Origin of the sequence: Oceanimonas sp. MB9, assembly GCF_011319775.1 — a bacterium.
Classification (GTDB): domain Bacteria; phylum Pseudomonadota; class Gammaproteobacteria; order Enterobacterales; family Aeromonadaceae; genus Oceanimonas; species Oceanimonas doudoroffii.
The window spans coordinates 79,864-106,239 of sequence record NZ_VFBE01000005.1 but is presented as its reverse complement, the minus strand read 5'-3'; the positions used below and the strand labels follow the sequence as shown (position 1 = coordinate 106,239).

Here is a 26,376-nt window from a genome sequence, read left to right as displayed (position 1 = left end):
CGGATCCTCTGGCAAGGGCTCGGTCACGGCGGTTTGAACTATATTCATTGCAGCAAGGCGCCTTCGCTATACCACTCGTAACCTCAGGACTCTCGCCATGTTTACCGTCGCCAATGTCTTTGCCCCCGACTATCGCCCGTCCGATCTGGCCACGCTGCGCCAGGACATTACCCATAACTACGCCGTGGACGAAAATGCCTGGCTGGCCCGATTGCTGGAACAGGTGCCCGCCGGCCGCGATCAGCTGGCACGACTGGGCGAACGGGCGCGACGACTGGTGACCCGTGTACGGGAAGAAAGCGACGGCGGCGACGGCATCGACGCCTTTTTGCAGCAATACAGCCTGGACACCCAGGAAGGCATCATTCTGATGTGCCTGGCCGAGGCACTGCTGCGCATTCCCGACAGCCATACCGCCGACGAGCTGATCAAAGACAAGCTGTCCGGCGCCGACTGGGCCAGACACTTTCGCCAGAGCGACTCCACCCTGGTCAACGCCTCCACCTGGGGCCTGATGCTTACCGGGCGCATCGTACGCATGGACAAAACCCTGGACGGCAACCCGGCCAACGTACTCAGCCGCATGATCAACCGCCTGGGCGAGCCGGTAGTGCGCTCGGCCATGTACGCCGCCATGAAAATCATGGGCAAGCAGTTCGTGCTGGGGCGGACCATAGCCGAAGCCCTCAAGGCCAGCCGCAAGTCCCGGGAGCAGGGATACACCCATTCCTACGACATGCTCGGCGAGGCGGCCATGACCGCCGCCGATGCCGAGAAATACCGGGCCGACTACGCCAGCGCCATTGCCGCCGTGGGCAGTGAAAAGCTCAATAACCCCTCGGTGCCGCGGCCGTCCATCTCGATAAAGCTCTCCGCCCTGCACCCGCGCTATGAAGAGGCCAGCCGCGAGCGGGTGCTTACCGAGCTGTATGCCACGGTCAACGATCTGCTGCATACCGCCCGCCGGCTCGATGTGTTTATCACCATAGATGCGGAAGAAATGGACCGGCTGGAGCTTTCCCTGGATCTGTTTGAAAAGCTCTATCGCAGCGAGGTGAACCGGGGTTGGGGCGGCCTGGGGCTGGTGGTGCAGGCCTATTCCAAACGGGCCCTGCCGGTGCTGTGCTGGCTCACCGCCCTGGCCCGGGAGCAGGGCGATGAAATTCCGCTGCGACTGGTCAAGGGCGCCTACTGGGACAGCGAAATCAAGCACAGCCAGCAGGCTGGACTTGACGGCTATCCGGTTTATACCCGCAAGGCGGGCACCGATGTGGCCTACCTGGTGTGTGCCCGCTACCTGCTGAGCCAGGCCACCGAAGGCGCCATCTATCCGCAGTTTGCCACCCACAACGCCCACACCGTGGTGGCGGTGCTCGACATGGCCGGCGAACGCCACTTTGAATTTCAGCGCCTGCACGGCATGGGTGAGGAGCTGTACGACGCCGTGCTGACCGAAAACCCCAGCCTTAACTGCCGCATTTACGCCCCGGTGGGCGCCCACAAGGATCTGCTGCCCTACCTGGTGCGGCGACTGCTGGAAAACGGCGCCAACACCTCCTTTGTGCACAAGCTGGTGGATCCCGATACCCCCATCGATACCCTGATCAGCCACCCGGTCACCAGCCTGCGGGAAAGCCGCAGCCTGGCCAATGACAGAATTCCCCTGCCACCGGCCATTTTTTCCGATCGTAAAAACTCCGCCGGCATTAACCTGAACATTGAGGCGGTGCGTGCCCCCCTGTTCCAGCGGCTGGAACAACTCGCGAGCAAGTCCTGGCAGGCCACGCCCCTGGTGGCCGGCAAGGCGGTGACCGGTGAAAAACGCCCGGTACTGAGCCCCCAGCATCGGGAGCACAAGGTGGGTGAAGTGGTGTTCGCCGACAAGGCCACGGTAGAGCAGGCCATTGGCCATGCCGACAACGCCTTTCGTGACTGGCTCGATACCCCGGTCGAGGTCAGGGCGCAGGCCTTGGAAAAGCTGGCGGACCTGCTTGAAAGCCACAGCGCCGAGTTTATCTCGCTGTGCACCCGTGAAGCGGGCAAGCTGCTGCAGGACGGCATTGATGAAGTGCGCGAGGCAGTAGACTTCTGCCGTTATTACGCCGTTGAAGGCCGGCGGCTGATGGCCGAACCCACCAAGTTGCCCGGCTACACCGGTGAGCTAAACCTGCTGCAGGCTCAGGGGCGCGGCCCCTTTGTGTGCATCAGCCCCTGGAACTTTCCGCTGGCGATCTTTCTCGGTCAGGTCAGCGCCGCCCTGATCACCGGCAACACCGTGCTGGCCAAGCCCGCCGAGCAAACCAGCCTGATCGCCCATCTGGCAGTGACCCTGGCCCATGAAGCCGGCATTCCCGGTGATGTGCTGCAGCTGCTGCCCGGGGATGGCGCCGTTACCGGTGCGGCGCTCACTCAGGACACACGCATTGCCGGAATCTGCTTTACCGGCTCTACCGACACCGCCCGGCTGATTAACCAGACCCTGGCCAAACGCAGCGGCCCCATAGTGCCGCTGGTAGCGGAAACCGGCGGCCAGAACGCCATGATAGTGGACTCCACCGCCCTGCCCGAACAAGTGGTGCGGGACGTGCTGCGCGCCGCCTTTCAGAGCGCCGGCCAGCGTTGTTCGGCACTGCGGGTGCTGTATCTGCAGAACGACATCGCCGACCGCGTGCTGGAGATACTTGAAGGGGCCATGCAGGAGCTGAGCGTGGCCGATCCGGCGCACTGGTCCACCGACGTGGGTCCGGTGATCGACGCCGATGCTCAAAAAGGGCTGCAGGCCCACCTGGACGCCATGAAGGCCGCCGGCAACAAGATCATTGCCGAAGCTCCCATGAGCGCGGATTGTGCCCACGGCTTTTACATTCGCCCCACGGCGCTGGAGGTCGGTAGCATAGGCGAACTCAAGAAGGAGCAATTCGGCCCCATATTGCACGTGGTGCGCTTCAAGGCGAAAGACATCGACCGCGTGCTCGACGACATTAACGCCACCGGCTACGGCCTGACCCTGGGGGTGCACAGCCGTAACGAGTCATTCGCCGCCCATGTGGCCAAGCGCGCCGAGGTGGGCAACGTCTATATCAACCGGGATCAGATTGGTGCCATGGTGGGCGTGCAGCCCTTTGGTGGCCGCGGCCTGTCCGGCACCGGTCCCAAGGCCGGTGGCCCCCATTACCTGAGCCGCTTTATTACCGAGAAGACCATTACCAACAACACCACCGCCATCGGCGGCAACGCCACCTTGCTGTCGCTGGGTGAGGGGTAAAAAGCCGAAAGATGAAGGTAAACCAAGTCCAAATACACCACTTCGGCCCGCGGGCCGGAATGACGCATGAAAGTGTCACTGACACAAAGCAAAATAGTGAAAATGCTTCTCAAAGGCGCCGAGGCGCCTTTTTCATTTTCAGCCGTTATAATGGCGGTTTTGCATACGGGGGAAACGGGCCTTGAAAATCTATCTGGTGGGGGGCGCGGTCAGGGACACACTGCTGGGCCTGAACGTCAAAGAGCGGGACTACATGGTGGTGGGCGCCACGCCCGCACAGTTGCTCGACCTTGGCTACTCCCAGGTGGGCAAGGACTTTCCGGTTTTTCTGCACCCCAACAGCAAAGAGGAATATGCCCTCGCCCGCACCGAACGCAAGGCCGGCAGCGGCTACACCGGCTTTATCTGCGATTTCGGCCCCGAGGTCACTCTGGAGGAGGATCTGCGCCGACGGGACCTCACCATCAACGCCATTGCACAAAACGATGCGGGGGAGCTTATCGATCCCTACGGCGGTGTCGCCGATATCGAGGCGCGAGTGCTGCGCCATGTGTCCGAAGCCTTTGCCGAAGATCCGCTGCGAGTGCTGCGGGTGGCGCGCTTTGCCGCCCGTTTTCATCACCTGGGCTTTACGCTTGCCCGGGAAACACACGCCCTGATGCAGAACATGGCCGCCAGTGGCGAGCTCACCGCCCTGACGCCGGAACGAGTGTGGAAGGAAACCGAAAAGGCACTGGCCAGCGACAACCCTCAGGTATTTTTTGAGGTGCTGCGTGCCTGCGGCGCCCTGGCGGTACTGTTTCCGGAGGTGGACGCCCTCTTTGGTGTTCCCGGGCCCAAAGACTGGCACCCGGAGATCGACACCGGCCTGCACACCATGATGGTGGTCAAACGGGCCGCCGAGCTGGGGGCCAGCCTGCCCTGCCGCTTCGCCGCCCTGTGCCACGATCTGGGCAAGGCCCTGACCCCGTCGGAAAAATGGCCCAGTCATCACGACCACGGCGAACTGGGCATCACCCCCATTCGCGCCCTGAGCGCACGGTTAAAGGTACCCACCGAACACAAGGAGCTGGCGATGCTGATGAGCCGCTGGCACATTTGCATGCACCGGCTGGCCGAGCCGGCGCCGCAGCAGGCCCACACCGTGCTGGAGCTGATGGACCACACCGACGCCTGGCGCAAGCCGGAACGCTTTGCCGAACTGCTGCTCTGCGCCCAGGCGGATCTGCAGGGCCGGGCCGGCTTTGAAAACCGCCCCTATCCTCAGCGGCAGCAATTATGGCAATGGCTGCAGGAGCTGAAGCGCATTACCGCCCAGCCCTTTGTGGCTCAGGGACTAAAAGGCCCCGCCATTGGCGAGGCCATTCGTGAAGCCAGGCTGGCACGACTCGAGCAATTGCTTCAGGCCTGAGTCAGTACCCCGATCAAGACGGCACCCAGGGCCAGCCGGTACAGCACAAAGGGCAGTACTCCCAGCCGGTTGAGCAGGTTCAGGAACAGGTGAATGCAGGCCAGGGCGCTGGCAAACGATACCAGCACGCCCAGGGATACCGCCGGCCACGGCATGACGGCGCCACTTGCCACCAGGCCACTGGCCTGATGACTGCCCGCCAGCAATATCACCGGAATCGACATCAAAAAGGAAAAGCGCGCCGCCGCCTGCCGGGTGAGCCCCAGCATCAGACCGGCGGTGAGGGTAATACCACTGCGCGAGGTGCCGGGGATCAGCGCCAGTGCCTGGGCACAGCCCAGGATCAGGGCGCCCCGCCAGCCGGCCTGGTACTCATTCTTGCACTGGCGGGCCATGCGATCCGCCCACCACAGCAGCAGACCAAAGACGATGGTGGCCATGGCAATCACCCAGCCCGAACGCAAATAGGCACCGATAAGATCCCCCAGCAACAGCCCCGCCACACAGGCGGGCACCGTGGCCAGGATAATGCACCAGGCCAGTTTCGATTCGGCACTGTGACCGCCACCGCGCAGCGAAACCCACCAGCTCTGCGCCAGGGTCACCACCTCACGCCTAAAGTAGTAAAGCACCGCCAGCAGGCTGCCCAGGTGCACGGCCACGTCAAAAGCCATGCCCTGATCGGGCCAGCCCAGCAAGACGGAAGGTAACACCAGGTGAGCGGAGCTGGATACGGGGAGAAACTCGGTCAGACCCTGAATAAGGGCCAGCAGAATGGCATGAACTTCCATGACGCCGCGCTCTGAAACAAGAAGGATTCCAGTATAACGGCGCTCAATGACAATGGAATGACGTTAATCGCGCAGGTTGCGAGTGGCGAAACGCTCGATTTCCACGCCAACCCCGGCAGCATTGGGCACGGCGGCGGGTTTGGTGAGACGCACCTTTACCGACTGCACCGGGAATTCGGTCAGAATCAGTCGCGCGATGTGCTCGGCCATGGTTTCCACCAGTTCCACGTGGTTCTGCTCGGCATAGGCGGTCACTTTATGCGACAAGGCGGCATAGTCCAACGCCTTGCTGATGTCGTCACCCGCCGCCGCCGGACGATTGTCATGGCCCATCTCGAGATCGAAACGAATTTTCTGGCGAATGCCTTTTTCCCACTCGTAAACGCCTATGGTGGTCAACACTTCAAGGCCTTGCACAAACACTTTATCCATCGTCACTGTCTTCTGTTAAGCTGTGGCTGTCTTTGGCGAGCAGGCCCTGAGGCCCAATCAGCGCGCCATCATAACGGATTGACCCCGGGGTATAAACCACGAGATGACCGCCCTAACGCTGTTCATGATCATACTGGCTTACCTGGGAGGCTCGGTGTCCAGCGCCGTGCTGATCTCACGCCTCTACCGGCTGCCGGACCCCAGATCCCATGGCTCCGGCAACCCCGGCGCCACCAATGTACTGCGCACCGGCAACCGCAGCGCGGCGGTGTGGGTGCTGTTGCTCGACATTCTTAAGGGCACCCTGCCCGTGTACCTCGGCTGGTTTCTCGACATCAGCCCGCTTTACCTGGCGCTGATTGCCATGGCCGCCTGCCTGGGGCACATGTTTCCGTTATTCTTTCACTTTCGCGGCGGCAAGGGCGTGGCCACCGCCCTGGGGGCGCTGTTGCCCCTGGGCATGGACATGGCCGGCCTGCTGATGCTGACCTGGCTGGTCAGCCTGGGATTGTTTGGGTACTCGTCCCTGGCCTCGCTGATCACCGCATTGTTCGCGCCGCTGTTTGTGTATTTTATCAAGCCCGAATACACCCTGGCGGTGGCGCTGTTGTCCTGCCTTATCATTATTCGTCATCATCGCAATATCAGCCGGCTGTATCACCATGAGGAAACCCCCATCCTCAACCGGCTCAAGCGCAACCGAGAGAAGTGAACCGCGTGAGGAGTGAGGCGTACGGTAAAACCCCGATACGCTCCTCACTCCTGTCTCCTCACCCCTCACCGTCAACAGGGGGCAGTTCGTCCAGCGGCCAGCGCGGCCGTGCGCGCACCAGCAGCGGTTCAACCTGATTGGCTTTTAACCGCTGCAGGCCGGCGTAGGCAATCATGGCGCCATTGTCGGTGCAGTATTCATTACGCGGATAGAATACCTCGCCGTTCAGCTTGTTCATCAGCGCTTTCAGCTGCTCCCGCAGTGACACATTGGCGCTAACGCCACCGGCCACCACCAGGCGATTGAGCCCGGTCTGCTCCAGCGCCCGCTTGCACTTGATGGCCAGTGTGTCGACCACCGCCTGCTGAAAGGCATGGGCAATGTCGGCCCGGGTCTGCTCATCATCGCCTTCGGCGGCGATAGTGGTGGCGGTGGCGGTCTTGAGCCCAGAAAAGCTGAAATCCAGTCCGGGCCTGTCGGTCATGGGCCGAGGAAACCTGAAGCGGCCGGGCACGCCCTGCTCTGCCAGCCTGGCCAGGCGCGGACCGCCCGGGTAGTCGAGCCCCATCAGCTTGGCGGTCTTGTCAAAGGCCTCGCCGGCGGCATCGTCGATGGACTCACCGAGGATCTCATAGCGGCCAATGCCATCCACTCGCACCAGCAGGGTGTGCCCACCGGACACCAGCAACGCCACAAAGGGAAAGGCCGGCATGCGCTCTTCCAGCATGGGGGCCAACAGGTGCCCCTCCATATGGTGCACCGCCACCGCCGGCTTGCCCCAGGCAAAGGCCAGGCTGCGACCTATGGTGGCGCCCACCAGCAACGCGCCCATCAATCCGGGACCGGCGGTGTAGGCCACGCCGTCGATGTCGTCCTGGCTGCAACCCGCGTCTTTCAGTGCCGCCTCGATCAACGGAATGGTCTTGCGCACGTGATCCCGGCTGGCCAGTTCGGGCACCACACCGCCGTAGTCCGCATGAAGTTTCACCTGGCTGTAAAGCTGGTGAGAGAGAATGCCGAGCCGGTCGTCATAGATGGCGATGCCGGTTTCATCGCAGGAGGTTTCGATGCCAAGTACACGCATGGGAAAAATGAATAACGCTGTCGAAAAATAGGCAACCATGTTACCCTGCCCGCGCTTTTTTAACCAGTAAAGGGTTGCCGGTCTTTACATCCGGGCCCGGTTAATAGTAGAATTTCGCACCATTTTATTGTCATGCTGGTTGGTAACAGGCCAGTTAACCGAGGTGAGAGGCACATGCCAGTAATTAAAGTACGTGAAAACGAGCCCTTCGACGTAGCCCTGCGTCGCTTCAAGCGTTCCTGCGAAAAGGCCGGTATTCTGTCTGAAGTTCGTCGTCGCGAGCACTACGAGAAGCCGACTACCGAGCGCAAGCGCGCCAAGGCTGCCGCTGTTAAGCGTCACGCCAAGAAGCTGGCTCGCGAAAACGCACGTCGCACTCGTCTGTACTAAGGCGTTGTTGATCTCATGTCTTTGAAAGACCAGCTGTCAGCCCAGCAGAAAGATGCCATGCGCGCCCGAGACAAGGCTCGCTTGGGCACCCTGCGTATGCTGATGGCCGAGATCAAGCAAAAAGAGATCGACAGCCGCGAAACCCTGGACGATGACGGCATCATCGCGGTAATCACCAAAATGGTGAAACAACGCAAGGATGCCGCCAGCCAGTTCGAGCAGGCCGGTCGTCAGGAACTGGCCGACGGTGAACGCCAGGAAATTGCGGTGCTGCAGGAATTCCTGCCGCAACCCCTGACCGAAGACGAGCTGGACGCTTTGCTCACGCAGGCCATCGCCGACACCGGCGCCACCGGCATGCAGGACATGGGCAAGGTGATGGCGGCACTCAAGCCGCAAGTCCAGGGCCGTGCAGACATGGGCAAGCTCAGCGCCACCATCAAGGCCAAACTGGCCTGATTACCGCCGCTGAGCTGCCAACGGGCCGTGCTTCGAGAGAATGCACGGCTTTGTTTTTTGCTTTAACGGTGAATCATGGCTGGCAGAATCCCCCAACAATTTATTGATGACCTCCTCGCCCGTACCGACATAGTCGACCTTATCGATCAGCGGGTAAGACTCAAAAAAGCCGGCAAGAACTATCAGGCCTGCTGCCCCTTTCATAACGAAAAAAGCCCGTCCTTTACGGTCAGCCCGGATAAACAGTTCTATCACTGCTTCGGCTGTGGCGCCCACGGCACCGCCCTTGGCTTTTTGATGGAATATGACGGACTGGAATTTCTCGACGCCATTGACGAGCTCGCCGCAATGCACGGCCTTACCGTGCCCCGGGAAAGCACAGGTGGCAGTTCGCCCCAGCAACAGGCGGCGGCCCGGGCCGAGCGTCAGGATCTCTACGGTCTGCTGAATGACATTGCCCGTTTCTACCAGCAGCAGCTGCGCAACGCGCCGGCGGCCATTGACTACCTCAAGGGCCGAGGCCTGAGCGGCGAAGTGGTGAAGCGTTTTGGCATCGGCTATGTGCCCGACAGATGGGACAGGGTGAAGCGCCAGTTCGCCGGCAATCGCGACGCAGAACGCCAGCTCATCGACGGCGGCATGCTGCTGCAAAGCGACAACGGCCGGATCTATGACCGTTTTCGCGATCGAGTGATGTTCCCCATTCGGGACAGGCGCGGCCGTACCATCGGCTTTGGCGGCCGAGTGCTGGGCGACGGCACCCCCAAATACCTGAACTCACCGGAGACCCCGGTGTTTCACAAGGGCCGCGAGCTCTATGGCCTCTATGAAGTGCGCCAGGCCCACCGCAACCCGGAGCGGGTGCTGGTGGTGGAAGGCTATATGGATGTGGTGGCCCTGGCCCAGTTCGGCATTGATTATGGGGTGGCCAGCCTCGGCACCTCCACCACCCCCGATCAGCTGCAACTGTTGTATCGCACCACTCGCGAGGTGATCTGCTGCTACGACGGCGACCGCGCCGGCCGTGAGGCCGCCTGGCGGGCACTGGAAAACGCCCTGCCGCTGATGCAGGACGGCCGCAGCCTGCGCTTTGTGTTTTTGCCCGATGGTGAAGATCCCGACAGCCTGGTGCGCAGCCAGGGCAAGGACGCCTTTGAACGACTCCTGGGTAATGCCCAGGACTTCGGCGACTTTCTGTTTGAGCGCCTGGCGCAAGACAGCATGGAAGGCGACGCCGGACAGCATGAGCTGGCCCACAAGGCCGCCGAGGCCATTATGCGGGTGCCCGAGGGCTTTACCCGGGAAGGCCTGGTGACCCGGCTGTCGCGCCAGCTCAACTGGGGCGAGAACGAGCGCCGGGTAAAGGAGCTGTTTGCGCGGTTAAAGCCCGCCGACGACAAGGAAAAACCGGCACCGAGCCGGCCGCAAAAACTAAAACTGACGCCACTTCGACGGGCCATTGCCCTTGTGCTACAATATCCGGCTGCCGCAGCCCGGCTACCGGATATTCCGGCGCTGGAAGAGCTATCTCTTCCGGGCATGGAGCTGCTGCTGGCCCTGCTGGGCCAGGTGCGAGAGCAACCCGCCCTCAGCACCGCCCAGCTGCTGGAACACTGGCGTGGACACCCGTCCGAGCCGGCCCTGTCGCGGCTGGCCATGGCCGACAACGCGGTTGCCGGCGACCATATCGAGCAGGAATTGCAGGATATCTTCGTGGTGCTTATCAACGATTACCTGGCACAGCGCATTGAGCTGTTACAGCAAAAAAGCCGCAGCCGGGACGGACTGACGCCATCGGAAAAACAGGAATTGGTGCTGTTGCTGACCGAGAGCAAGGGCGGCACGGCCTGAAGCATTTGAAAAACGGGCACACTGCCCCAAAATTGTAATGAAGGCCCGGACCACGGGTAATTGAAGAAACCAATGCAGGCTGCAGCACGCTCGGCTCAAGGGCGAGGTGTTGGCAAGCTCGGATCAGTTAGTCAGACTGGTCAAATTTTGTTATAATCGGCCACTTGCGCGCCACAAAATGTGTGCCCCAGAGTGCTACACCCTCTTGCAACATCTAACCGGACGAGTTCTATGGAGCAAACCCCGCAGTCACAGCTTAAGCTTCTCGTTGCCAAAGGTAAAGAACAGGGCTACCTGACCTACGCCGAGGTAAATGATCATCTTCCTCAGGATATTGTCGACTCCGATCAGATCGAAGACATTATCCAGATGATCAACGACATGGGCATTCAGGTGGTGGAAAACGCCCCCGACGCCGATGACCTGATGATGTCGGAAACCAACACCGACGAAGACGCTGCCGAAGCCGCCGCCCAGGCGCTGGCGTCTGTTGAATCTGAAATTGGCCGTACCACCGACCCGGTGCGCATGTATATGCGTGAAATGGGTACCGTGGAGCTGCTCACCCGCGAAGGCGAAATCGACATCGCCAAGCGCATTGAAGACGGCATTAACCAGGTGCAGAGCTCGGTTTCCGAATATCCGGAAGCCATTACCTCGCTGCTGGATCAATTCGACCGCTTTGAAGCCGGCGACATCAAGCTGAGCGACATTATTTCCGGCTTTGTTGATCTGGATGAAGCCGACGACGTGGCCCCCACCGCCACTCACATTGGCTCCGAGCTGAGCGACAAGGACCTCGACGACGAAGACGACGACGAGGATGAAGACGAAGACGACGATGACGACTCCGACGGCGACAACGGCCCGGATCCGGAAGTGGCCCGGGAAAAATTCGGCCAGCTTCGCGTTCAGTACGAAGCCGTAAGAGACAGCATTGCCGCCCACGGTCGCACCTCCGCCGAGGCCGCCGAGCAGATCACCGCCTTGGCCGACCTGTTCCGTCAGTTCCGTCTGGTGCCCAAGCAGTTCGACCGTCTGGTGAACAGCATGCGCGACATGATGGAGCGGGTGCGGGTGCAGGAGCGCATCATCATGAAGCTCTGCGTTGAGCAGTGCAAGATGCCCAAGAAGACCTTCGTGCAGGCCTTTGCCCACCACGAAAGCGAGCAGGCCTGGTTTGACGCCCAGCTGGCCGCCGGCAAGACCTGGTCTGCCCGGCTGGAAGCCGTGGCCGAAGACGTGCAGCGCGCCATTGGCAAGCTCAAGGTGGTGGAAGAGGAAACCGGCCTCACCATCTCCCAGATCAAGGACATCAACCGCCGCATGAGCATTGGTGAGGCCAAGGCCCGCCGTGCCAAGAAGGAAATGGTGGAAGCCAACCTGCGTCTGGTTATCTCCATTGCCAAGAAATACACCAACCGCGGCCTGCAGTTCCTGGATCTGATCCAGGAAGGCAACATCGGCCTGATGAAGGCGGTAGACAAGTTCGAATATCGCCGAGGCTACAAGTTCTCGACCTACGCCACCTGGTGGATCCGTCAGGCCATCACCCGCTCTATTGCGGATCAGGCCCGTACCATTCGTATTCCGGTGCACATGATCGAGACCATCAACAAGCTCAACCGAATTTCCCGCCAGATGCTGCAGGAAATGGGCCGCGAGCCCACCCCGGAAGAGCTGGCGCACCGCATGGCCATGCCGGAAGACAAGATCCGCAAGGTGCTGAAAATCGCCAAGGAGCCGATCTCGATGGAAACCCCCATCGGTGACGACGAAGACTCCCATCTGGGCGATTTTATCGAGGACACCACCCTGTCGCTGCCGGCGGACTCCGCCACCAGCGAGAGCCTGCGTAACGCCACCAAGGACGTGCTGGCCGGCCTGACCGCCCGGGAAGCCAAGGTACTGCGCATGCGCTTTGGTATCGACATGAACACCGACCACACCCTTGAGGAAGTGGGCAAGCAGTTCGACGTTACCCGTGAGCGTATTCGCCAGATTGAAGCCAAGGCCCTGCGCAAACTGCGCCACCCCAGCCGCTCCGAAGTGCTGCGCAGCTTCCTCGACGAGTAAGCACAACCGCAACACAAGATTTAAAGGGCGCTTCGGCGCCCTTTTTCTTTGCCCTCCGCTCAAGTCGGGCAAAGGAATTGCTTCTCCGACACGCCGTGAACACCTCCCTGTGGGCTCCGCTGCGGCATCCCTGCCGCAGAGGGTACGGTGAAGCAGCTCCCTTTGCCCTCCTCTCTGCTATCACCATGCCTACCCCTCCAACCGCTTAAAAATCAAGCGCCTAAGCTTTCACACCGGCTGGACAGGCCCCCACCCGTTCCCCTATAATCAGCGCACTTTTGGCCCCTTAGCTCAGTTGGTTAGAGCACACGACTCATAATCGTTAGGTCCCCAGTTCAAGTCTGGGAGGGGCCACCATACAGACACAGCAAAAAGCCAGTAGCATCAATGCGCTGGCTTTTTTTGTGCCGCCACTATGCTTCTGGCTCCTGAGCGCTCCCTGACTAAACAGCTTTCCGGCATTCAACCACTCGCGCTCAGGAACAGCCCATCATCGATCAGGGCCAGCTTATCACGCAGATTTTTCAGCATGACATCCCGGCTTTGCCGGCCCTGCAGGCCGTTCAGTAACGTCATGAAGTAACAGTCCATCAACAGGTCGGCCGCAGCCCGGTTGTAACGGCTGCGGGAAAACAGGGTACATTTAAAGGCTTCCAGCTCGGCCTCCAGATCATGCCACTGCCAGATAAGCTCCCTGAACAGCTCGCGGCTGAACTCTCCTTGCTCAAGGTAAAAATGGTAGAGGTATACCGCATAGTGCTGCAGCCTGTCTTTGGGATTGTGCTCCGTATCGGTTTCACCTGCATAAGCCAGGGTTTCATCCAGCTTGCTCTGTAAACCTGCTTTTAATAAGTCCAGTTTGGTGGGAAAGTGCGCAAACACAGTACCTGTCGCTACCTTCGCGGCAACGGCAATCTGCCGGGTACTGGTTTGCGCATACCCTTGGCCGGCAAAGAGCTGCCAGGCTGCAGCCAGGATCTGTTCACGGGTTTTCTGCTTCTTGTCCATCTTTCCTGTCGTCTTGTTTTTAGCTAATGACACGATTCTAGTTGAAAAATGAGCACGCTCAAAATACATTGATGAGCACGCTCAATTTTTAAGGTGAGAATGATGAAATCTCTCTGTATTCGTGTACTTGGCTACGTCCTGTTTCTGCCATTTCTGTTCTTTTACAGCTACATCCTCGGGCCCGTGTTAAAAGTCATACTGGTCCCGGGTGGGCTGGCATTACTGTTCCTGATTCTAGGATGGCGGGATGGGGTGAAGCCTTTTCTGCATCTCTGCCTGAAACCCGGACAGAAAAAAGAGCCCGAGTCCGTTTAAGACACAAGGGACAGTGCAGAGAGTCATGGCGATGAAGAGCAAGGTATTGTTAAACGCAGGAGGAATGGCCAGTCTGCTCGCCGCCCTGTTACATCTGGCTGTTATTGCCGGTGGCCCGGACTGGTATCGTTTTTTCGGCGCGGGCGAACAAATGGCAAAACTGGCCGAGCAGAGCAGCTGGTATCCGGCATTACTCACCCTGATGATCAGCTCGCTCCTGGCCGCTGCCGCCATGTATGCTTTCTCGGGATCGGGGTTAATTGCCCGTTTACCCTGGCAACGCCCGGTGCTTTGCATCATTACTGGTGTTTATCTGTTTCGCGCCGTCTACGGTGTGTTATTCCTGCTGATAGCCGGTCGCTTTCCGCTATTACACCAGGCCACGGAAAGACCGGTATTTATGCTGGTCAGTTCACTGATCAGCCTGGCAATTGGCCTCAGTTACTTTCTGGGAGTGAGAAGTCATTGGCATCGTTTGAGCTAATTGCAAAGCCATATAAACGATAAACGTGGGCAGGTCAGACAACCAGCCCACGTTACAGTGCTTATTGCATCAATCAGTCAATACGGTCTTCAAACACGCTGAGCGACTGGACCTTGGCATCGTCAACCTCGACTCCCAGCCCCGGGTTATCAGATAGCTCAATGTGTGTTTCGTTACCTGGCATAACGGCAACATCATCTGAAATCATCGCCGGGCCAACCATGTCATTGGCCACGATATTGCAATGCGCCATTGCCAGGTGAGCTCCCGCCAGAGTAGCCACACTCGACTCCACCATAGAGCCAATCTGACAAGGAATGTCTGCGGCCAGGCCAAGCTCGGCCATGGTACGGGCCGCATGCAGGCCTGCGGATTTCATCAGCTTGATATTCACCAGATCCGCCGCATTCAGCCTGATCACCTCGAGCATATCGCGTACGCCATGAATGGGCTCATCGGCCATGATCAATGCGTCGGTGGCGCCGGTGATCCGTGCCAGGGCTTCCAGATTTTCAATGGAGACCGGTTGCTCAAACCAGTCAACCCGATAAGGAGCCGCCTGACGGATCACCTGTAATGCCTGTTTGGCGCTCCATCCCTGATTGGCGTCCACCCTCAGCTTCACATTCGGCTTCATCGCCTCGCGCACTTTCGCAATACGTTCAATATCCAGTTCCGGAGCATCACCCAGTTTTATCTTGATTGAGCTATAGCCTCGCTTGCAGGCATCCTGCGCCTGACGCGCCATTTCTTCCGGATCCAGCATACTGATCACACAAGGCAGCTCAATACGGGTATGGTGACGGCCGCCCAGTAATGTGTAGAGCGGAACGTTACACTGCCTGGCCAGCAAGTCATGCAAGGCAATATCCAGTGCGGCCTTGGCGGAAGGGTTATGACGTATTCGGGTTTCGGCTACACGATGGAAATAACCGATACTGTCTACCGGTTTCCCGATAAGCAGAGGAGCCAGCTCCCTGGCAATGATTTGCCGGGCCGACTGCCAGGTTTCACCCGACACATGCTGGTCAACGACGGCTTCTCCCCAGCCAACTTTTCCTGAGCTTGACTCAACCTTCACCAGAATGCTTTCAATATCTTCATAGGTATCGTAAGCAATCTTGAATGGCTGTTTGAGAGGCAGACGAATACCATAAACAGTGATTTTTTTAATTGTCATAGAAATATGTCCTTCAAGACCAGGAAATATAGTAAGCAAGGGTAACCATACTGATCGCAAGCGCCAGCTGTATCAGAAACAGTGGCAGAATCCATTTAATCCATTTACCCCAAGACACTCCCGCTACCGATAATCCTGCCATAAAGTAACCGGAAGTCGGTGTGATGATATTGGTAATGCCATCCCCCAGCTGAAAGGCAAGCACCGCGGTCTGCCGGGTGACTCCCACCAGATCGGCGAGTGGCACCATCAAAGGCATGGTCAGCGCAGCCTGTCCGCTACCGGACGGCACCAGGCAATTAAGCACCAGCTGGACAAGGAACATACCGACAGCCGTCAGTACAGGAGGCATGCTCCCAATCACCTGCTCCAGCTGATAAAGAATGGTATCCAGTATATTGCCGTCCTTAAGTACAATAAGAATACCGAAGGCAAACCCCACCACCAGGGCGCCCATGGCAATTTCCTTAAGTCCGTTCACAAAATGCTCGGCGATTTCGTTCGGGCTCATCCGGGCAAACACGCCAACGGCCATGCCCATCATCAGGAAGACAGCGGATATCTCACCGATATACCAGCCATGACGTATCACGCCATATGCAATCAGCAGGATAGAGCCAGCAAACGCCGTCAGAATGAAACGGTCGGCGGTGCCGAGCGGAGCGAGATCGGATATTTCTTTATTCAGCTCAGCCGCAGAGCCTGGTGGTGACTTCACCCTGGCTGCATATAACGTCACAAACGCAATACTGACCCCGACAAATACAAACCAGTAGGCAACCCGCAAACCAAGGCCGGAGAACATGGGTAGCTGCGCAATATCCTGAGCCACACCAACCGTAAACGGGTTCATGAATGCAGCTGAGAATCCGGCACCAGCACCAACCAGCGGCACGGCAGCGGCCACCATGGCGTTATAGCCCAGCATCTTCATGATGGGTGCCAAAATAATGATGAAGGCAATACTTTCCTCCGCCATTCCAAATGTTGCACCGCCAATGGCAAACAGCAGCATCAGTAATGGAATAAGGATAAGATCATTACCCGAGAGGCTGCGGCTGATGCTGTTAACCAGCTTTTGCAGCACACCTGTAGCCTTAAGAACACCGAATGCGCCACCGGAAATAAAAATAAAGAAGATAATACTGCTGCCTTCTTTCATTCCGCTGAAAACAGCCATAAAGGGAGTTAGCAGCGTTGCTTGCTGCCCTTCCATAACGGAGTAGCTGCCGGGCACCACCACCGTTTTACCTTGCTCTGAAATAACACGCTCATAGCTGCCTGCATCAACCAGATAGGTCATTGCAGCCGCAATACAGATAAAGGTAAACAAGACCACAAAAATATGAGGAAAGGCAAATTGCCGACGCGATGTTGCCTCAAGCGTAACCGTCCTGTCCATCTGACTCATATAGCCTCCTTGGCTTACTGGTTATTGTCGAGAAAACGTCTGGCAACATGGGAAAGAAAACGGCTTCCCTTCTCCAGAATACTGTCGTTAAAGTCGTAATCCGGCTGATGGAGCTGGGGGGCATGGCAGCCGGCTCCATTACCAATCCATGCATACACACCGGGCACCTCTTCCAGAAACGCCCCCATATCGTCTGCTCCCATGCTAATGGGATGCTCAACCAGCCCCTCAGCGCCCCATAGCTCCTCTACCACGCTGCGGGACAGCACCGTCAGGTCAGGATCATTTGCTACCGGAGGCGTTGAACGCCGGTAATCAATGGTCTGAGTGCACCCTGTTGCCAGCGCCACTCCCTGTGCAATATCGTGAATCCGTTTTTCAATGTCCTGTCTGACCTCAGGCCTGAAACTGCGGGCCGTTCCCTTCAGACTGGCAGAAGTGGGGATCACGTTACTGGCAAAGCCACTTTGCAGGCTCCCGACACTGACCACCGCAATGTCTTCAGGATTAATATTGCGGCTGACTATCTGCTGCAGAGCCGTTACAAATAGCCCGGAAGCCAGTACCGGATCCGACGAAAGGTGAGGCATGGCGCCATGCCCACCTTCTGCATGAAATTCGATTTCAAAGTCATCGCTAGATGCCATATGAGGCCGACCGTGTATCACAAAACGACCCGCTTCCACCCCGGGCCAGTTATGCAACCCAAACATGGCCTCCACCGGGAAACGTGCCAGCAAGCCGTCCTCAAGCATCGCGGGGGCCCCGGTACCCAATTCTTCGGCGGGTTGGAAGATAAGTACAACACGGCCAGATGCCGGTCTGTTCTCCAGCAGAGACATCGCCGCCCCTATCAACATCGCCGCATGGCCGTCATGGCCGCATGCATGCATCACTCCCTGATGCTCGGAAGCATGTCCGGTCACATTCGTCTCGGCGATCGGCAACGCATCCATGTCTGCTCTCAAACCAACACTGGCTCCGGCGGTCAAACCATGGATAACGCCGACCACACCATGGCCACCAATGTTTTGGTAGATTTCATCCACGCCAATAGCACGTAACATGCAGACGATTCGTTCTGCCGTCTGCTGCTCGGCACCAGACAACTCCGGAAAGCGGTGCAACTCTTGTCGAAAAGCAATTATGCGCTCAATATCCTGCTTGTTCATTAACCAGAACCCTCGATTTCCCGTCTTCAAAATCTCCCCAACCCACTGATTTATTTAATAAATACAGCGCATAAGAAGATGAAAACAACCACGGAATCTCAGCGTCCGTGAAGTTGCACTAAAAAGTGTTTTTCAGCATATTCAACGAATCAAAGGCGGAACAATACTTCTTCTCTATAGAGTCATGCCTTTCTGGTATGTCATGCAGGTCGCAGCACGTTATGGATATAAAGAAACTGAGGTACTTTTTGTCGGTCGTTAACGAAGGCTCTATCACCTCTGCGGCCAAAAAAATCCCTATCGCCCAGCCGGCCCTGACTCGTCAGATACGACTGCTGGAAGAAAGCCTGAACACTAGGTTACTGGACCGGAACTACAAAGGTGTCGCCTTAACGGCGGCAGGGGAGTTTCTGTATGAAAGCGCACGCCGGCTGGTGGATGAGTTCGACAGCATCATCATGCAGACCAAGGAAATTGCAGACGAAAACACCGAGAGTCTCGCCATTGGTATTACCACCATTCATCCCTACATACCCGGAATATCAGGACTGATCAGCAGGTTTCGCGCCCAGAACCCGAACATCAAGCTGTCACTTGAATCCATGCTGTCTGGCCCTCAGACCTCCGCCATTCTCGAAGGCCGCATAGACGCCGGTATATTATTTATGGAAGATGAGGATGAATCATTATTTGATACATTTACCATCAGTACCTATCCCATGGCCGTGATCAGCAACCGTTATGCGGGCCTGCTGGTAACCCCTCCCAACTCGTTACATGATCTCGACGGTCTGCCCTTTATCCGCTTCAAGCGGACCTCTACTCCGGGCAGCTACGACCGTATAGACCAGCATTTTCGCGATGCCGGGATCACCCCCAATGTTATTCAGGAATGTCACGATGACATCACCATTCGCAGCCTGGTCGCGACAGGAATGGGATACGCCATCATGCCCGGCATACTCGCTGCTGGTGATGACAACCTGATTGCCTATCAACTGGATGATCTCGATATTGACTCATCACTGAAGCTGGCATGGCGTAAAGGAAGCACATCCGAAGAAATTGAAACACTGTTGGCCATTGCCAAAAGTGAGTCAATCGCGGGCCCAGTTTCCTAGAGCAAGGAACAACAAGAACGGCAAGCCATCGGCCGGAGCGGAAACGAACCATATTAAAAACGACGGCTCTTTCAGCGCCGGTGGTCCCCAAACATGCGGACAGCCCCAAAATACATCGAAGAAAACGAGGAAGAATGGTAGCCATATAACCCAATATCCCCATCAGGCTATGCCCACCACCCAGGAGCCAGACAACATGTTTAGTGGTTTAAGCGCGTTTCCCCTTACCCCCATGAATGCGAAAGGACCGGACGAAGCGGCATTTGTGTGCCTGATTGAGCGCCTGGCCGAGGCAAAGGTGGACTCTATCGGTGCCCTAGGTTCCACCGGCAGCTATGCCTATCTGAACCGGGCCGAGCGGGCGAGAGTCGCCCGACTGGCGGTACAGCATGCCGGCCAGGTACCGGTGATGGTGGGCATAGGCGCGACGAGTACCCGAGAAGTGCTGCGCCTTGCCGAAGATGCCCAGCTGGCCGGTGCCAGTGCATTGTTGCTGGCACCGGTGTCCTATCAGCCATTGACCAGTGAAGAAGTGTACGAGCTGTATTGCAGCGTGAGTCACGAACTGTCGGTGCCGCTCTGTGTCTATGACAATCCCCGAACCACTCATTTTGAATTCAGTGACGAGCTGCATGGCCGTATCGCACGCTTGCCCGGCGTCGCTTCCATCAAAATTCCCGGTGTTCCCGCCGAACCAGAGGCCGCAAGGGAGCGGGTGGCACGTCTGCGTAAGCTGATACCGTCCCATGTATCCATCGGCATCAGCGGAGATCCCTGGGCTGCGACCGGCCTTAACGCCGGCTGTGAAATCTGGTATTCGGTGCTGGGAGGCCTCTTTCCCCAAGCCGCCCTTGCACTGATCAGGGCGGCGCAGCGGGGTGATGCCGCACTGGCCGAACAGCTATCAAGGCAACTGGCTCCACTCTGGGCCATGTACAACCAGCATGGTAGCGCGCGAGTCATGGCTGCCGCAGCGGAATTGCTGGGGTATGTGAACGCTCCTTGCTTGCCGGCTCCTCTTCAAGCACTGAATAACACTGAGCGGACGACACTGGCCTCCTTGCTGACTAAGCTGGCGTTGTAACTGCCCTTTGCCCATGGTCATCGAGCATAAAAGGGCCAGGCCTTCAGTAAGGTTTAAATGAAAGACATTCCCCCTTGGCCTGTCCCGTCAATATATTGAATACTGTTCACTATGCCGATCAGAGAAGCCCGCACCATGACCGAAGCCCACACCGAGCTGGTTGAGTTTATTCATCAATACCCTCGCCTGCTGGTGCTGACCGGTGCCGGCATCAGCACCGATTCGGGTATTCCCGACTACCGGGATCAACAGGGCCAGTGGAAGCGTCAGCAGCCGGTGCAGCACCCGGACTTTATGCGCTGCGAACACACCCGCAAGCGCTACTGGGGCCGCAGCCTGGTGGGCTGGCCGGTGATGCGCGACGCCCTGCCCAACCCGGCCCACAATGCCCTGGCACAACTGGAGCAACTGGGGCATGTCAGCCTGCTGGTCACTCAGAACGTCGACGGCCTGCACCAGCGCGCCGGCAGTCACCGAGTGGTGGACTTGCACGGCCGCTCCGATCAAGTGGTATGCATGAGCTGCGACTACCGCTGCAGCCGGGACGACACCCATCGGCGCAGCGCCGAACTGAATCCGGACTTCACCCATTACACCGCCGCCACGGCGCCGGATGGCGATGCCGATCTGGAAGTGGACTTTAGCCGTTTTCGTATTCCCGAGTGCCACCGCTGTGGCGGCATTCTCAAGCCCGACGTGGTGTTCTTTGGCGACAATGTGCCCAAACAGCGTGTGGTGAATGCCCTGGACGCCCTTGAAGCTGCCGACGGTCTGCTGGTGATCGGCTCGTCGCTGATGGTCTATTCCGGCTTTCGCTTCTGCCGCAAGGCGCAGGAATGGAACAAGCCCATAGCCGCCCTCACGCTGGGGAAAACCCGCGCCGATGCGCTGCTCAGCCTCAAGCTGAATGCGCCCATCACCCCGCTGCTGCAGGCGGCATTGCACGGGCTGAATGCGCAATAACTCGCCTTTCTAAAAGCCGGTTCAAACCATTACGACAACGAGCTTGCCATTCCCCTTGGCCCATTCGGTATAATTTTCGGACGTGACCTCATGCGATCAGGCATGCACCTGACGCTCACGATGAAAAGTAAGTGTGACTATCAAACACGTCACCTCAGCCAGGAATGCGACGTACGACAAGGGAACGGTCTCAACATAGATACCCGCAGCGCGAAAAAGGGTCGCTGCCATGAGGAGGATGAATGACCACAAGACTGTTCGTTTACGGCACCCTGGGGCCGGGCAGGCCCAATGAGCATGTGCTGACCGCCATTGGCGGCTCCTGGGAGACCGCCACCATCACGGGAACGCTACGCCAGGAAGGCTGGGGGGCTGCCATGGGTTACCCCGGAATAGACCTGGATGACAACGGCGGGAAGATTGAAGGCTTTGTCTTTAGCTCGCAAAATTTGTCCGAGCACTGGGCCGCCCTGGATGAATTTGAAGGTGAGGGTTATGAGCGGGTCTTGACCAAGGTCACGCTGACAAATGGCAGCACGGTGGAAGCATACGTTTATACCTTGAGCAAAGCCTGACCACGGCAGCGCGCCATGCCCTTGATGGCTGAGCTCACAGAACGGCCAGGCTCTGCACGTCAGATGTCCTGGCATGTGTTAAGTTCACTCTGGTGCAAATGGTCAGCCGCTTCCTTTTTAACCTGTAGTCTCGCATGGCAATCAAGCAACGTTCCCGATACCTCAGCTCTCAGTACCTCTGGCTTTCGTTGCTTGTCGCACTGGTTCCGCTACTGTCTTTTGCTACCCTCTACGACAGCTATTTTGCCCAGTTGGTTACGCGCATTACCGATGGCCAATTGAAAGTCCAGCTGGCTGCCACTCGCAACGAGTTTCGCACCCATCTGCAGGAGCGTCGTTATGAGCTTGAAGCCCTTGTCGATCAATTTGACAGCGCGGCCGTTTTTACCCCCACGGGCTACCACAGCCTGTCTCCCGAGCTGAAAAGCCTGTTGCGGCTGCAACTGGATAACAAGGCCATTTACGGCGTTGCCTTCTTCGACGCCGATGAACATCTGCTGTGGAGCTTTCCTGCCCAGGCGCTGACCCAGGCCGGCTACCGGAACATGCGCTCGAGCCCGCCCTCAACATTTGAAAACGTCGATCTTATCGGCCCCGGGGAGCACACCTGGAACGCACCCTCGGCGTTATTGATGCGCAAGACAATGGCTATCAGCCCGCTGTCGCCATCGGCGCCAGCGCCATCCATGGCCCTGATTTTGCGTTTTAATACCCTGGCCAGCATTGCCAGAAGCCTGCAACTGGGCGGCGTTTACAAAACCCTGTTGGGCACTCCGGACGGCCGTCACTACGATACGGTTGGCCAACCCGCGTTACCCACCGGCCGCTTCAGTCGACATGAGCTGGTGCCGGGATGGACGCTCCAGCTGGTGCAAAATGCCGAACTGGTCGAGCCTCCCAGCGCCAGAATGCGTTACTGGCTCATCGGGCTGGTCGCCGGCACTGTGCTCTCCCTGATGCTGCTGCACTGGTACCTGTCCCGTCGCCTCAAGCGCCAGGTGGATGTGCTGGTACAGAGCGTAGAGCAGGTGGCCAACGGAGACCTTGAAACACCCGTTGAGCAACTCAACAGCATAGAAATAGGACGCCTCACCCAGGCCGTAGAGCGCATGCGCGGACAGCTTAAACAGGTGATCAGCGCCACCGTGGACATGGAGCGTCAGGCTTCCCTGGGCCAGCTGGCCGCAGGCCTTGCCCATGACATTCGCAACCCGCTCACTACCATTCGCACCACCATTCAGACCCTGGCCCGACGCGAACCAAATCCCATGCACAAAGACATGCTGGAGATGGTTGAAGAGGAAATAGAGCGGGTCAAGGAGGTGATGACCAACTTGCTTGATTTTGCCCGGCCGCGTCCGCCCCAGGCCGAGCTCATTCAAGTCAGTGAGCTCTATGAAGGACTCGTGGCCCTGGTCGATGCCTCGGCCAGAAGGCAACAAGTCAGGCTGGAAACCACCTGTGGCCACGACCTGTTTATATTGGCCGATAAGGGGCATATGCGGCAGATATTGATGAACCTCATTTTAAATGCCCTGCAAAGCATGCCCACCGGCGGTGGACGAATTCGGCTGAGCGCCACCCAACATAATCACCAGGTGCTGCTGGCGGTCACCGATAACGGCCCGGGCATTCCGGCAACGCTGCTGCCTCGCATTACCGAGCCCTTTTTCACCACTCGGGAAACCGGCACCGGGCTGGGGCTGGCCATTTGCCAGGTGCTGGCAGCCAGTAACCATGCCACCTTGCATATCGACAGCCAAACAGGTCAGGGCACCCGTGTCGAGCTGCATTGCCCAGAACCGGAACAAAGGAAACCCCACAATGAATAACCTGACCATTCTGGTTATCGATGACGAACGCAACCTGATCCGCAGCATTCGCTTTGCCCTGATGGATCAGCATATTGAGGTTCTGGGTGCCGGCACCGCGCGAGAAGGCCTGGAGCTGGCCGGCTCGGCGCTGCCCGATGTCATTTTGCTGGATCTGGGGCTGCCGGACATGTCCGGGCTTGAACTGCTGCCGCAATTGCGCAAAACACTGCCAGACATTCCGGTGATCATGATCTCGGCCCACGGTGATACTCGGGCCGCCGTCAGGGCCGTCAAGGAAGGCGCGCTCGACTACATCACCAAGCCCTTTGAATGGGATGAACTGGTGATGCTGATTCGACGCAGCAGCGAGCACTCTCACATGGCGCGGGAGCTCAGCTTTCACCGCCGGCGCCATGAGCATACTCACCGGCTGGTTGGTAACAGTCCGCAAATGGAGCAACTGCGCCAGACCCTGGAACTTATCGGTCGCAGCTCCGGCAAAACCGTGCTGATCTCGGGCCCTTCCGGCACCGGCAAGGCACTGGTGGCGCGCAGCCTTCATGACGTGCGCTTTGCCGATGCCCCTTTCATCGAAATCAACTGTGCCGCCCTGCCCGAGCAACTGATTGAGGCCGAGCTGTTTGGTGCAGAGCGGGGCGCCTATACCGGGGCTACTCAGCACCGTAACGGACTGATTGCGCTGGCCGATGGTGGCACCCTGTTTCTGGATGAAATTGGAGAGCTGCCCCTGCCTCTGCAAGCCAAGCTGCTCAGCTTTCTTGAAAACCGCAGCTACCGGCCCATTGGTGGCAACCGGGAAATCCAGGCAGACGTGGTCGTGATGGCCGCAACCAACCGGGATCTCAAGGCCGAAGTCGAACAGGGACACTTTCGTTCCGATCTTTACTATCGCCTAAATATTTTGCCGATTCACGCCCCGCCCCTGGCGGCACGGGGTGACGATATCACCCTGCTGATTCATCATTTCAGCCATCGCTTTGCCCGTCAGGAGGGCTGTGAACCACCGCGCTGGAGCGCAGAGGTGTTGCGGCTGCTGCGCGCTTATGCCTGGCCCGGTAATGTGCGCGAACTGAGAAACCTGGTGGAGCGCATCACCATTTTGCATGCCGGTCAGGACATCTCTCTCGAATATTTGCCCAATGAATACCTGAATGACACCCCCACGCCGGTGGTGACATCGGCCTATGCCGAAGCAATAGAGGACAAGGAGCGCCGGCTGATCCTGGATGCCCTGCAGGAAACCGGCGGGCACAAGGGACTGGCGGCCGAGCGCCTGGGCATCTCCCGCCATGCACTCAAGCGCAGAATGCAGCGCCTCGGCCTTTAAGCAGGAGAACGCCCCTGATGCTCACTCCGTGCCATCGTCTTTCCTCACTGCTGTGCTCGCTGTTGACGCTGCTGGCGTTGTTGCCGGCCCGGCCCGTGCAAGCCGACATTTCGCTCGGTGCCGATGCCCATGAGGCCCAGGTGCGCGTGGGTTGCCTATATCCGCTCAGTGGCCGTGGCGGTCTGTATGGCCTGGACAGCGCGGTTGGCATTCAGGTTGCCCTGGACTGGCTGCAACAACAGCCCGTTGACTACCCTCGCCTGCAAATTTTTATTGCCGACACCCGCTCCCGGTCCTCGCGCGCCACACGTCTGGCCCGTGAGCTGGTGCGCGAACACAATGCCCGCTTTATCTGCGGCGTCGTCAATTCCGCCATTGCCCTGGAAGTGGCCCAGGTGGTGGCAATGGAGCGCGCCTTCTTCATTGGCACCGATCATGCGTCCCCCCGACTGACGCAACCGGGGGCTTCCCCCTACTATTTTCGAGTGAACAATAACAGCCGCCAGTCCATGTATGCCGCCGCCCGCTATATCAAGGACTCATTCAAGAGCACGGCCGCATCGCCCCTGCGCATTTCCTACCTGGGGCCAGATTATGACTACGGCTACCAGATGTGGCGGGATCTGCAGCACGCGTTACAACAGGTCGGGGTGCATTTCAGCGTGGTAACCGCGCTCTGGCCCAACCTGCATGAGCCCGATTACACCCCCCATATCGAGGCCCTGAAACAACGACCTACGGATCTCATCATCAACTCGCTTTGGGGCGGCGACCTGGTTGCCTTTATTGAACAGGCCAATCAGGCCTCCCTGTTTCAGCATGCGCCTTTTGCCAATTTCGATGCCGGTGGCAACTACGAAGTCCTGGCCGCCCTCAAGGATGATATGCCAACCGGCCTGATCCTCTCGGCCCGGCATCACAACAACTGGCCTGACACCGACTATAACCGCTGGTTTGTGCAACGGTTTCACGCCCTGAGTGGCCGCTACCCATCCTATGCCGCCCAGGGAGCCTTTGCCGGCATTCTGGCCATTGCCGAGGCATTGCGCGTGGCCGGTGTGAATGCCAGCGATGCCGAGATCCGCACGGCGCTGGAAGGACTGCGGCTAACCCTGCCGGAAGACCCTCCCGGCTTCACCTCCTACATGGATCCCGCCACTCACCAGCTGCAACAGGTGATTGCCATTGGCCGCAGCCAGCCCGATGACAGCCTGCCTCCCGCCAGCAGGCTGCTGGGCGACTGGAAAGTCTACCCCCCCACCCCCCTTCCCTGAGCGGAAGCCGCTCAACAGGCCGCTCAAGGATGAGCGGATATCGCTCATCCTTTTTACCTCAGTTTGTAAACCTTTTAATAAAGCTTTAGAAACAAACACTTAAAATTCGTAAAAATTGGCATTCGGTTTGCTAATAGGTGTTGGTAGCCCTGTTCA

Annotated in this window: 22 protein-coding genes and 1 tRNA gene; 16 read left to right on the top strand and 7 right to left on the bottom strand. The window is 58.4% G+C overall.

What is annotated here, in order from left to right:
• Window positions 1-97 precede the first annotated feature (97 nt).
• The gene (gene putA / locus OJHNALOF_RS03790) at window positions 98-3,265 is read left to right on the top strand and encodes a bifunctional proline dehydrogenase/L-glutamate gamma-semialdehyde dehydrogenase PutA (protein WP_165661206.1); all 3,168 of its coding nucleotides are present in this window, start codon (window positions 98-100) and stop codon (window positions 3,263-3,265) included.
• Window positions 3,266-3,446: 181 nt separating this feature from the next.
• Entirely contained in the window at window positions 3,447-4,676 is a 1,230-nt protein-coding gene (locus OJHNALOF_RS03785; RefSeq protein ID WP_094200428.1) for a multifunctional CCA addition/repair protein, read from the top strand.
• Here the strand turns inward: OJHNALOF_RS03785 and OJHNALOF_RS03780 are convergent.
• Together OJHNALOF_RS03780 and folB are read right to left on the bottom strand one after the other, a co-directional pair.
• Entirely contained in the window at window positions 4,667-5,467 is an 801-nt protein-coding gene (locus OJHNALOF_RS03780; RefSeq protein WP_094200429.1) for an undecaprenyl-diphosphate phosphatase, read from the bottom strand. The two genes, OJHNALOF_RS03785 and OJHNALOF_RS03780, sit on opposite strands and share 10 nt — an antisense overlap.
• A 63-nt stretch (window positions 5,468-5,530) precedes the next feature.
• The gene (folB, locus tag OJHNALOF_RS03775; protein WP_165661205.1) at window positions 5,531-5,899 is read right to left on the bottom strand and encodes a dihydroneopterin aldolase; all 369 of its coding nucleotides are present in this window, start codon (window positions 5,897-5,899) and stop codon (window positions 5,531-5,533) included.
• Window positions 5,900-6,002: 103 nt separating this feature from the next.
• On the opposite strand from folB, the gene plsY reads away from it, so the two are divergent.
• Window positions 6,003-6,611, top strand: a complete 609-nt coding sequence (gene plsY / locus OJHNALOF_RS03770; protein ID WP_094200431.1) for a glycerol-3-phosphate 1-O-acyltransferase PlsY — start codon at window positions 6,003-6,005, stop codon at window positions 6,609-6,611.
• Between the two features lie 58 nt (window positions 6,612-6,669).
• Here the strand turns inward: plsY and tsaD are convergent, their stop codons facing one another.
• Window positions 6,670-7,695 (bottom strand): tRNA (adenosine(37)-N6)-threonylcarbamoyltransferase complex transferase subunit TsaD, encoded by a 1,026-nt coding sequence (tsaD, locus tag OJHNALOF_RS03765; protein WP_094200603.1) that lies wholly within the window; start codon window positions 7,693-7,695, stop codon window positions 6,670-6,672.
• Window positions 7,696-7,869: 174 nt separating this feature from the next.
• Between tsaD and rpsU the strand changes: the two genes are divergently transcribed.
• From rpsU to OJHNALOF_RS03740, 5 genes are all read left to right on the top strand, one after another.
• Window positions 7,870-8,085 (top strand): 30S ribosomal protein S21, encoded by a 216-nt coding sequence (gene rpsU / locus OJHNALOF_RS03760; RefSeq protein ID WP_014293599.1) that lies wholly within the window; start codon window positions 7,870-7,872, stop codon window positions 8,083-8,085.
• A 15-nt stretch (window positions 8,086-8,100) separates the two neighbouring features.
• On the top strand, window positions 8,101-8,544 hold the full coding sequence (locus OJHNALOF_RS03755) for a GatB/YqeY domain-containing protein (RefSeq protein ID WP_094200432.1): 444 nt from the start codon (window positions 8,101-8,103) through the stop codon (window positions 8,542-8,544).
• A 75-nt stretch (window positions 8,545-8,619) separates the two neighbouring features.
• Window positions 8,620-10,395, top strand: a complete 1,776-nt coding sequence (dnaG, locus tag OJHNALOF_RS03750) for a DNA primase (RefSeq protein ID WP_165661204.1) — start codon at window positions 8,620-8,622, stop codon at window positions 10,393-10,395.
• Between the two features lie 231 nt (window positions 10,396-10,626).
• Complete coding sequence (gene rpoD / locus OJHNALOF_RS03745) at window positions 10,627-12,471, top strand: RNA polymerase sigma factor RpoD (protein WP_094200434.1); 1,845 nt, start codon at window positions 10,627-10,629, stop codon at window positions 12,469-12,471.
• A 280-nt stretch (window positions 12,472-12,751) separates the two neighbouring features.
• Window positions 12,752-12,828, top strand: a tRNA-Ile gene (locus tag OJHNALOF_RS03740).
• 105 nt (window positions 12,829-12,933) lie between these two features.
• Here OJHNALOF_RS03740 and OJHNALOF_RS03735 read toward each other — a convergent pair.
• Entirely contained in the window at window positions 12,934-13,548 is a 615-nt protein-coding gene (locus OJHNALOF_RS03735; RefSeq protein WP_165661203.1) for a TetR/AcrR family transcriptional regulator, read from the bottom strand.
• 271 nt (window positions 13,549-13,819) lie between these two features.
• Between OJHNALOF_RS03735 and OJHNALOF_RS03730 the strand changes: the two genes are divergently transcribed.
• A complete protein-coding gene (locus OJHNALOF_RS03730; RefSeq protein WP_206063553.1) occupies window positions 13,820-14,278 on the top strand; it encodes a hypothetical protein in 459 nt (152 codons plus the stop codon).
• Between the two features lie 73 nt (window positions 14,279-14,351).
• Here OJHNALOF_RS03730 and OJHNALOF_RS03725 read toward each other — a convergent pair whose 3' ends face one another.
• The 3 genes from OJHNALOF_RS03725 to OJHNALOF_RS03715 are packed head-to-tail and all read right to left on the bottom strand — an operon-like array spanning window position 14,352 to window position 18,041.
• Window positions 14,352-15,458 (bottom strand): mandelate racemase/muconate lactonizing enzyme family protein, encoded by a 1,107-nt coding sequence (locus tag OJHNALOF_RS03725; RefSeq protein ID WP_165661202.1) that lies wholly within the window; start codon window positions 15,456-15,458, stop codon window positions 14,352-14,354.
• Between the two features lie 13 nt (window positions 15,459-15,471).
• Window positions 15,472-16,869, bottom strand: coding sequence for a YfcC family protein (locus tag OJHNALOF_RS03720; RefSeq protein ID WP_165661201.1), 1,398 nt, complete (start codon window positions 16,867-16,869; stop codon window positions 15,472-15,474).
• A 14-nt stretch (window positions 16,870-16,883) separates the two neighbouring features.
• Window positions 16,884-18,041 carry a M20 family metallopeptidase gene (locus OJHNALOF_RS03715; RefSeq protein ID WP_165661200.1) on the bottom strand — a complete coding sequence of 386 codons (1,158 nt, stop codon included), beginning with the start codon at window positions 18,039-18,041 and terminating at the stop codon, window positions 16,884-16,886.
• A 221-nt stretch (window positions 18,042-18,262) separates the two neighbouring features.
• On the opposite strand from OJHNALOF_RS03715, the gene OJHNALOF_RS03710 reads away from it, so the two are divergent.
• The 7 genes from OJHNALOF_RS03710 to OJHNALOF_RS03680 all read left to right on the top strand — a co-directional run bounded on the left by OJHNALOF_RS03710 (window position 18,263) and on the right by OJHNALOF_RS03680 (window position 26,220).
• Window positions 18,263-19,162 (top strand): LysR family transcriptional regulator, encoded by a 900-nt coding sequence (locus OJHNALOF_RS03710; RefSeq protein WP_165661199.1) that lies wholly within the window; start codon window positions 18,263-18,265, stop codon window positions 19,160-19,162.
• Between the two features lie 196 nt (window positions 19,163-19,358).
• Window positions 19,359-20,246 (top strand): dihydrodipicolinate synthase family protein, encoded by an 888-nt coding sequence (locus tag OJHNALOF_RS03705; protein WP_165661198.1) that lies wholly within the window; start codon window positions 19,359-19,361, stop codon window positions 20,244-20,246.
• 111 nt (window positions 20,247-20,357) lie between these two features.
• Window positions 20,358-21,209 (top strand): NAD-dependent protein deacetylase, encoded by an 852-nt coding sequence (locus tag OJHNALOF_RS03700; RefSeq protein ID WP_165661197.1) that lies wholly within the window; start codon window positions 20,358-20,360, stop codon window positions 21,207-21,209.
• A 242-nt stretch (window positions 21,210-21,451) separates the two neighbouring features.
• Window positions 21,452-21,784: a gamma-glutamylcyclotransferase gene (locus tag OJHNALOF_RS03695; protein WP_165661196.1), complete on the top strand. Its 333-nt coding sequence runs from the start codon at window positions 21,452-21,454 to the stop codon at window positions 21,782-21,784.
• A 134-nt stretch (window positions 21,785-21,918) separates the two neighbouring features.
• Complete coding sequence (locus OJHNALOF_RS03690) at window positions 21,919-23,616, top strand: PAS domain-containing sensor histidine kinase (RefSeq protein WP_165661195.1); 1,698 nt, start codon at window positions 21,919-21,921, stop codon at window positions 23,614-23,616.
• Entirely contained in the window at window positions 23,609-24,946 is a 1,338-nt protein-coding gene (locus OJHNALOF_RS03685) for a sigma-54 dependent transcriptional regulator (RefSeq protein WP_165661194.1), read from the top strand. Before OJHNALOF_RS03690 ends, OJHNALOF_RS03685 begins: the two co-directional genes overlap by 8 nt.
• Window positions 24,947-24,963: 17 nt before the next feature.
• Window positions 24,964-26,220, top strand: coding sequence for an ABC transporter substrate-binding protein (locus OJHNALOF_RS03680; protein WP_165661193.1), 1,257 nt, complete (start codon window positions 24,964-24,966; stop codon window positions 26,218-26,220).
• Window positions 26,221-26,376: the final 156 nt, after the last annotated feature.

Coding starts and splice junctions, on each gene's coding strand:
- dnaG (WP_165661204.1), top strand. CDS start 8,620: ATGGCTGGCAGAATCCCCCAACAATTTATTGATGACCTCCTCGCCCGT.
- OJHNALOF_RS03725 (WP_165661202.1), bottom strand. CDS start 15,458: ATGACAATTAAAAAAATCACTGTTTATGGTATTCGTCTGCCTCTCAAA.
- OJHNALOF_RS03685 (WP_165661194.1), top strand. CDS start 23,609: ATGAATAACCTGACCATTCTGGTTATCGATGACGAACGCAACCTGATC.
- tsaD (WP_094200603.1), bottom strand. CDS start 7,695: ATGCGTGTACTTGGCATCGAAACCTCCTGCGATGAAACCGGCATCGCC.
- OJHNALOF_RS03710 (WP_165661199.1), top strand. CDS start 18,263: ATGGATATAAAGAAACTGAGGTACTTTTTGTCGGTCGTTAACGAAGGC.
- putA (WP_165661206.1), top strand. CDS start 98: ATGTTTACCGTCGCCAATGTCTTTGCCCCCGACTATCGCCCGTCCGAT.
- OJHNALOF_RS03680 (WP_165661193.1), top strand. CDS start 24,964: ATGCTCACTCCGTGCCATCGTCTTTCCTCACTGCTGTGCTCGCTGTTG.
- OJHNALOF_RS03735 (WP_165661203.1), bottom strand. CDS start 13,548: ATGTATTTTGAGCGTGCTCATTTTTCAACTAGAATCGTGTCATTAGCT.
- OJHNALOF_RS03695 (WP_165661196.1), top strand. CDS start 21,452: ATGACCACAAGACTGTTCGTTTACGGCACCCTGGGGCCGGGCAGGCCC.
- folB (WP_165661205.1), bottom strand. CDS start 5,899: ATGGATAAAGTGTTTGTGCAAGGCCTTGAAGTGTTGACCACCATAGGC.
- OJHNALOF_RS03730 (WP_206063553.1), top strand. CDS start 13,820: ATGGCGATGAAGAGCAAGGTATTGTTAAACGCAGGAGGAATGGCCAGT.
- plsY (WP_094200431.1), top strand. CDS start 6,003: ATGACCGCCCTAACGCTGTTCATGATCATACTGGCTTACCTGGGAGGC.
- OJHNALOF_RS03690 (WP_165661195.1), top strand. CDS start 21,919: ATGGCAATCAAGCAACGTTCCCGATACCTCAGCTCTCAGTACCTCTGG.
- OJHNALOF_RS03780 (WP_094200429.1), bottom strand. CDS start 5,467: ATGGAAGTTCATGCCATTCTGCTGGCCCTTATTCAGGGTCTGACCGAG.
- OJHNALOF_RS03755 (WP_094200432.1), top strand. CDS start 8,101: ATGTCTTTGAAAGACCAGCTGTCAGCCCAGCAGAAAGATGCCATGCGC.
- OJHNALOF_RS03705 (WP_165661198.1), top strand. CDS start 19,359: ATGTTTAGTGGTTTAAGCGCGTTTCCCCTTACCCCCATGAATGCGAAA.
- OJHNALOF_RS03720 (WP_165661201.1), bottom strand. CDS start 16,869: ATGAGTCAGATGGACAGGACGGTTACGCTTGAGGCAACATCGCGTCGG.
- rpsU (WP_014293599.1), top strand. CDS start 7,870: ATGCCAGTAATTAAAGTACGTGAAAACGAGCCCTTCGACGTAGCCCTG.
- OJHNALOF_RS03700 (WP_165661197.1), top strand. CDS start 20,358: ATGCCGATCAGAGAAGCCCGCACCATGACCGAAGCCCACACCGAGCTG.
- OJHNALOF_RS03715 (WP_165661200.1), bottom strand. CDS start 18,041: ATGAACAAGCAGGATATTGAGCGCATAATTGCTTTTCGACAAGAGTTG.
- rpoD (WP_094200434.1), top strand. CDS start 10,627: ATGGAGCAAACCCCGCAGTCACAGCTTAAGCTTCTCGTTGCCAAAGGT.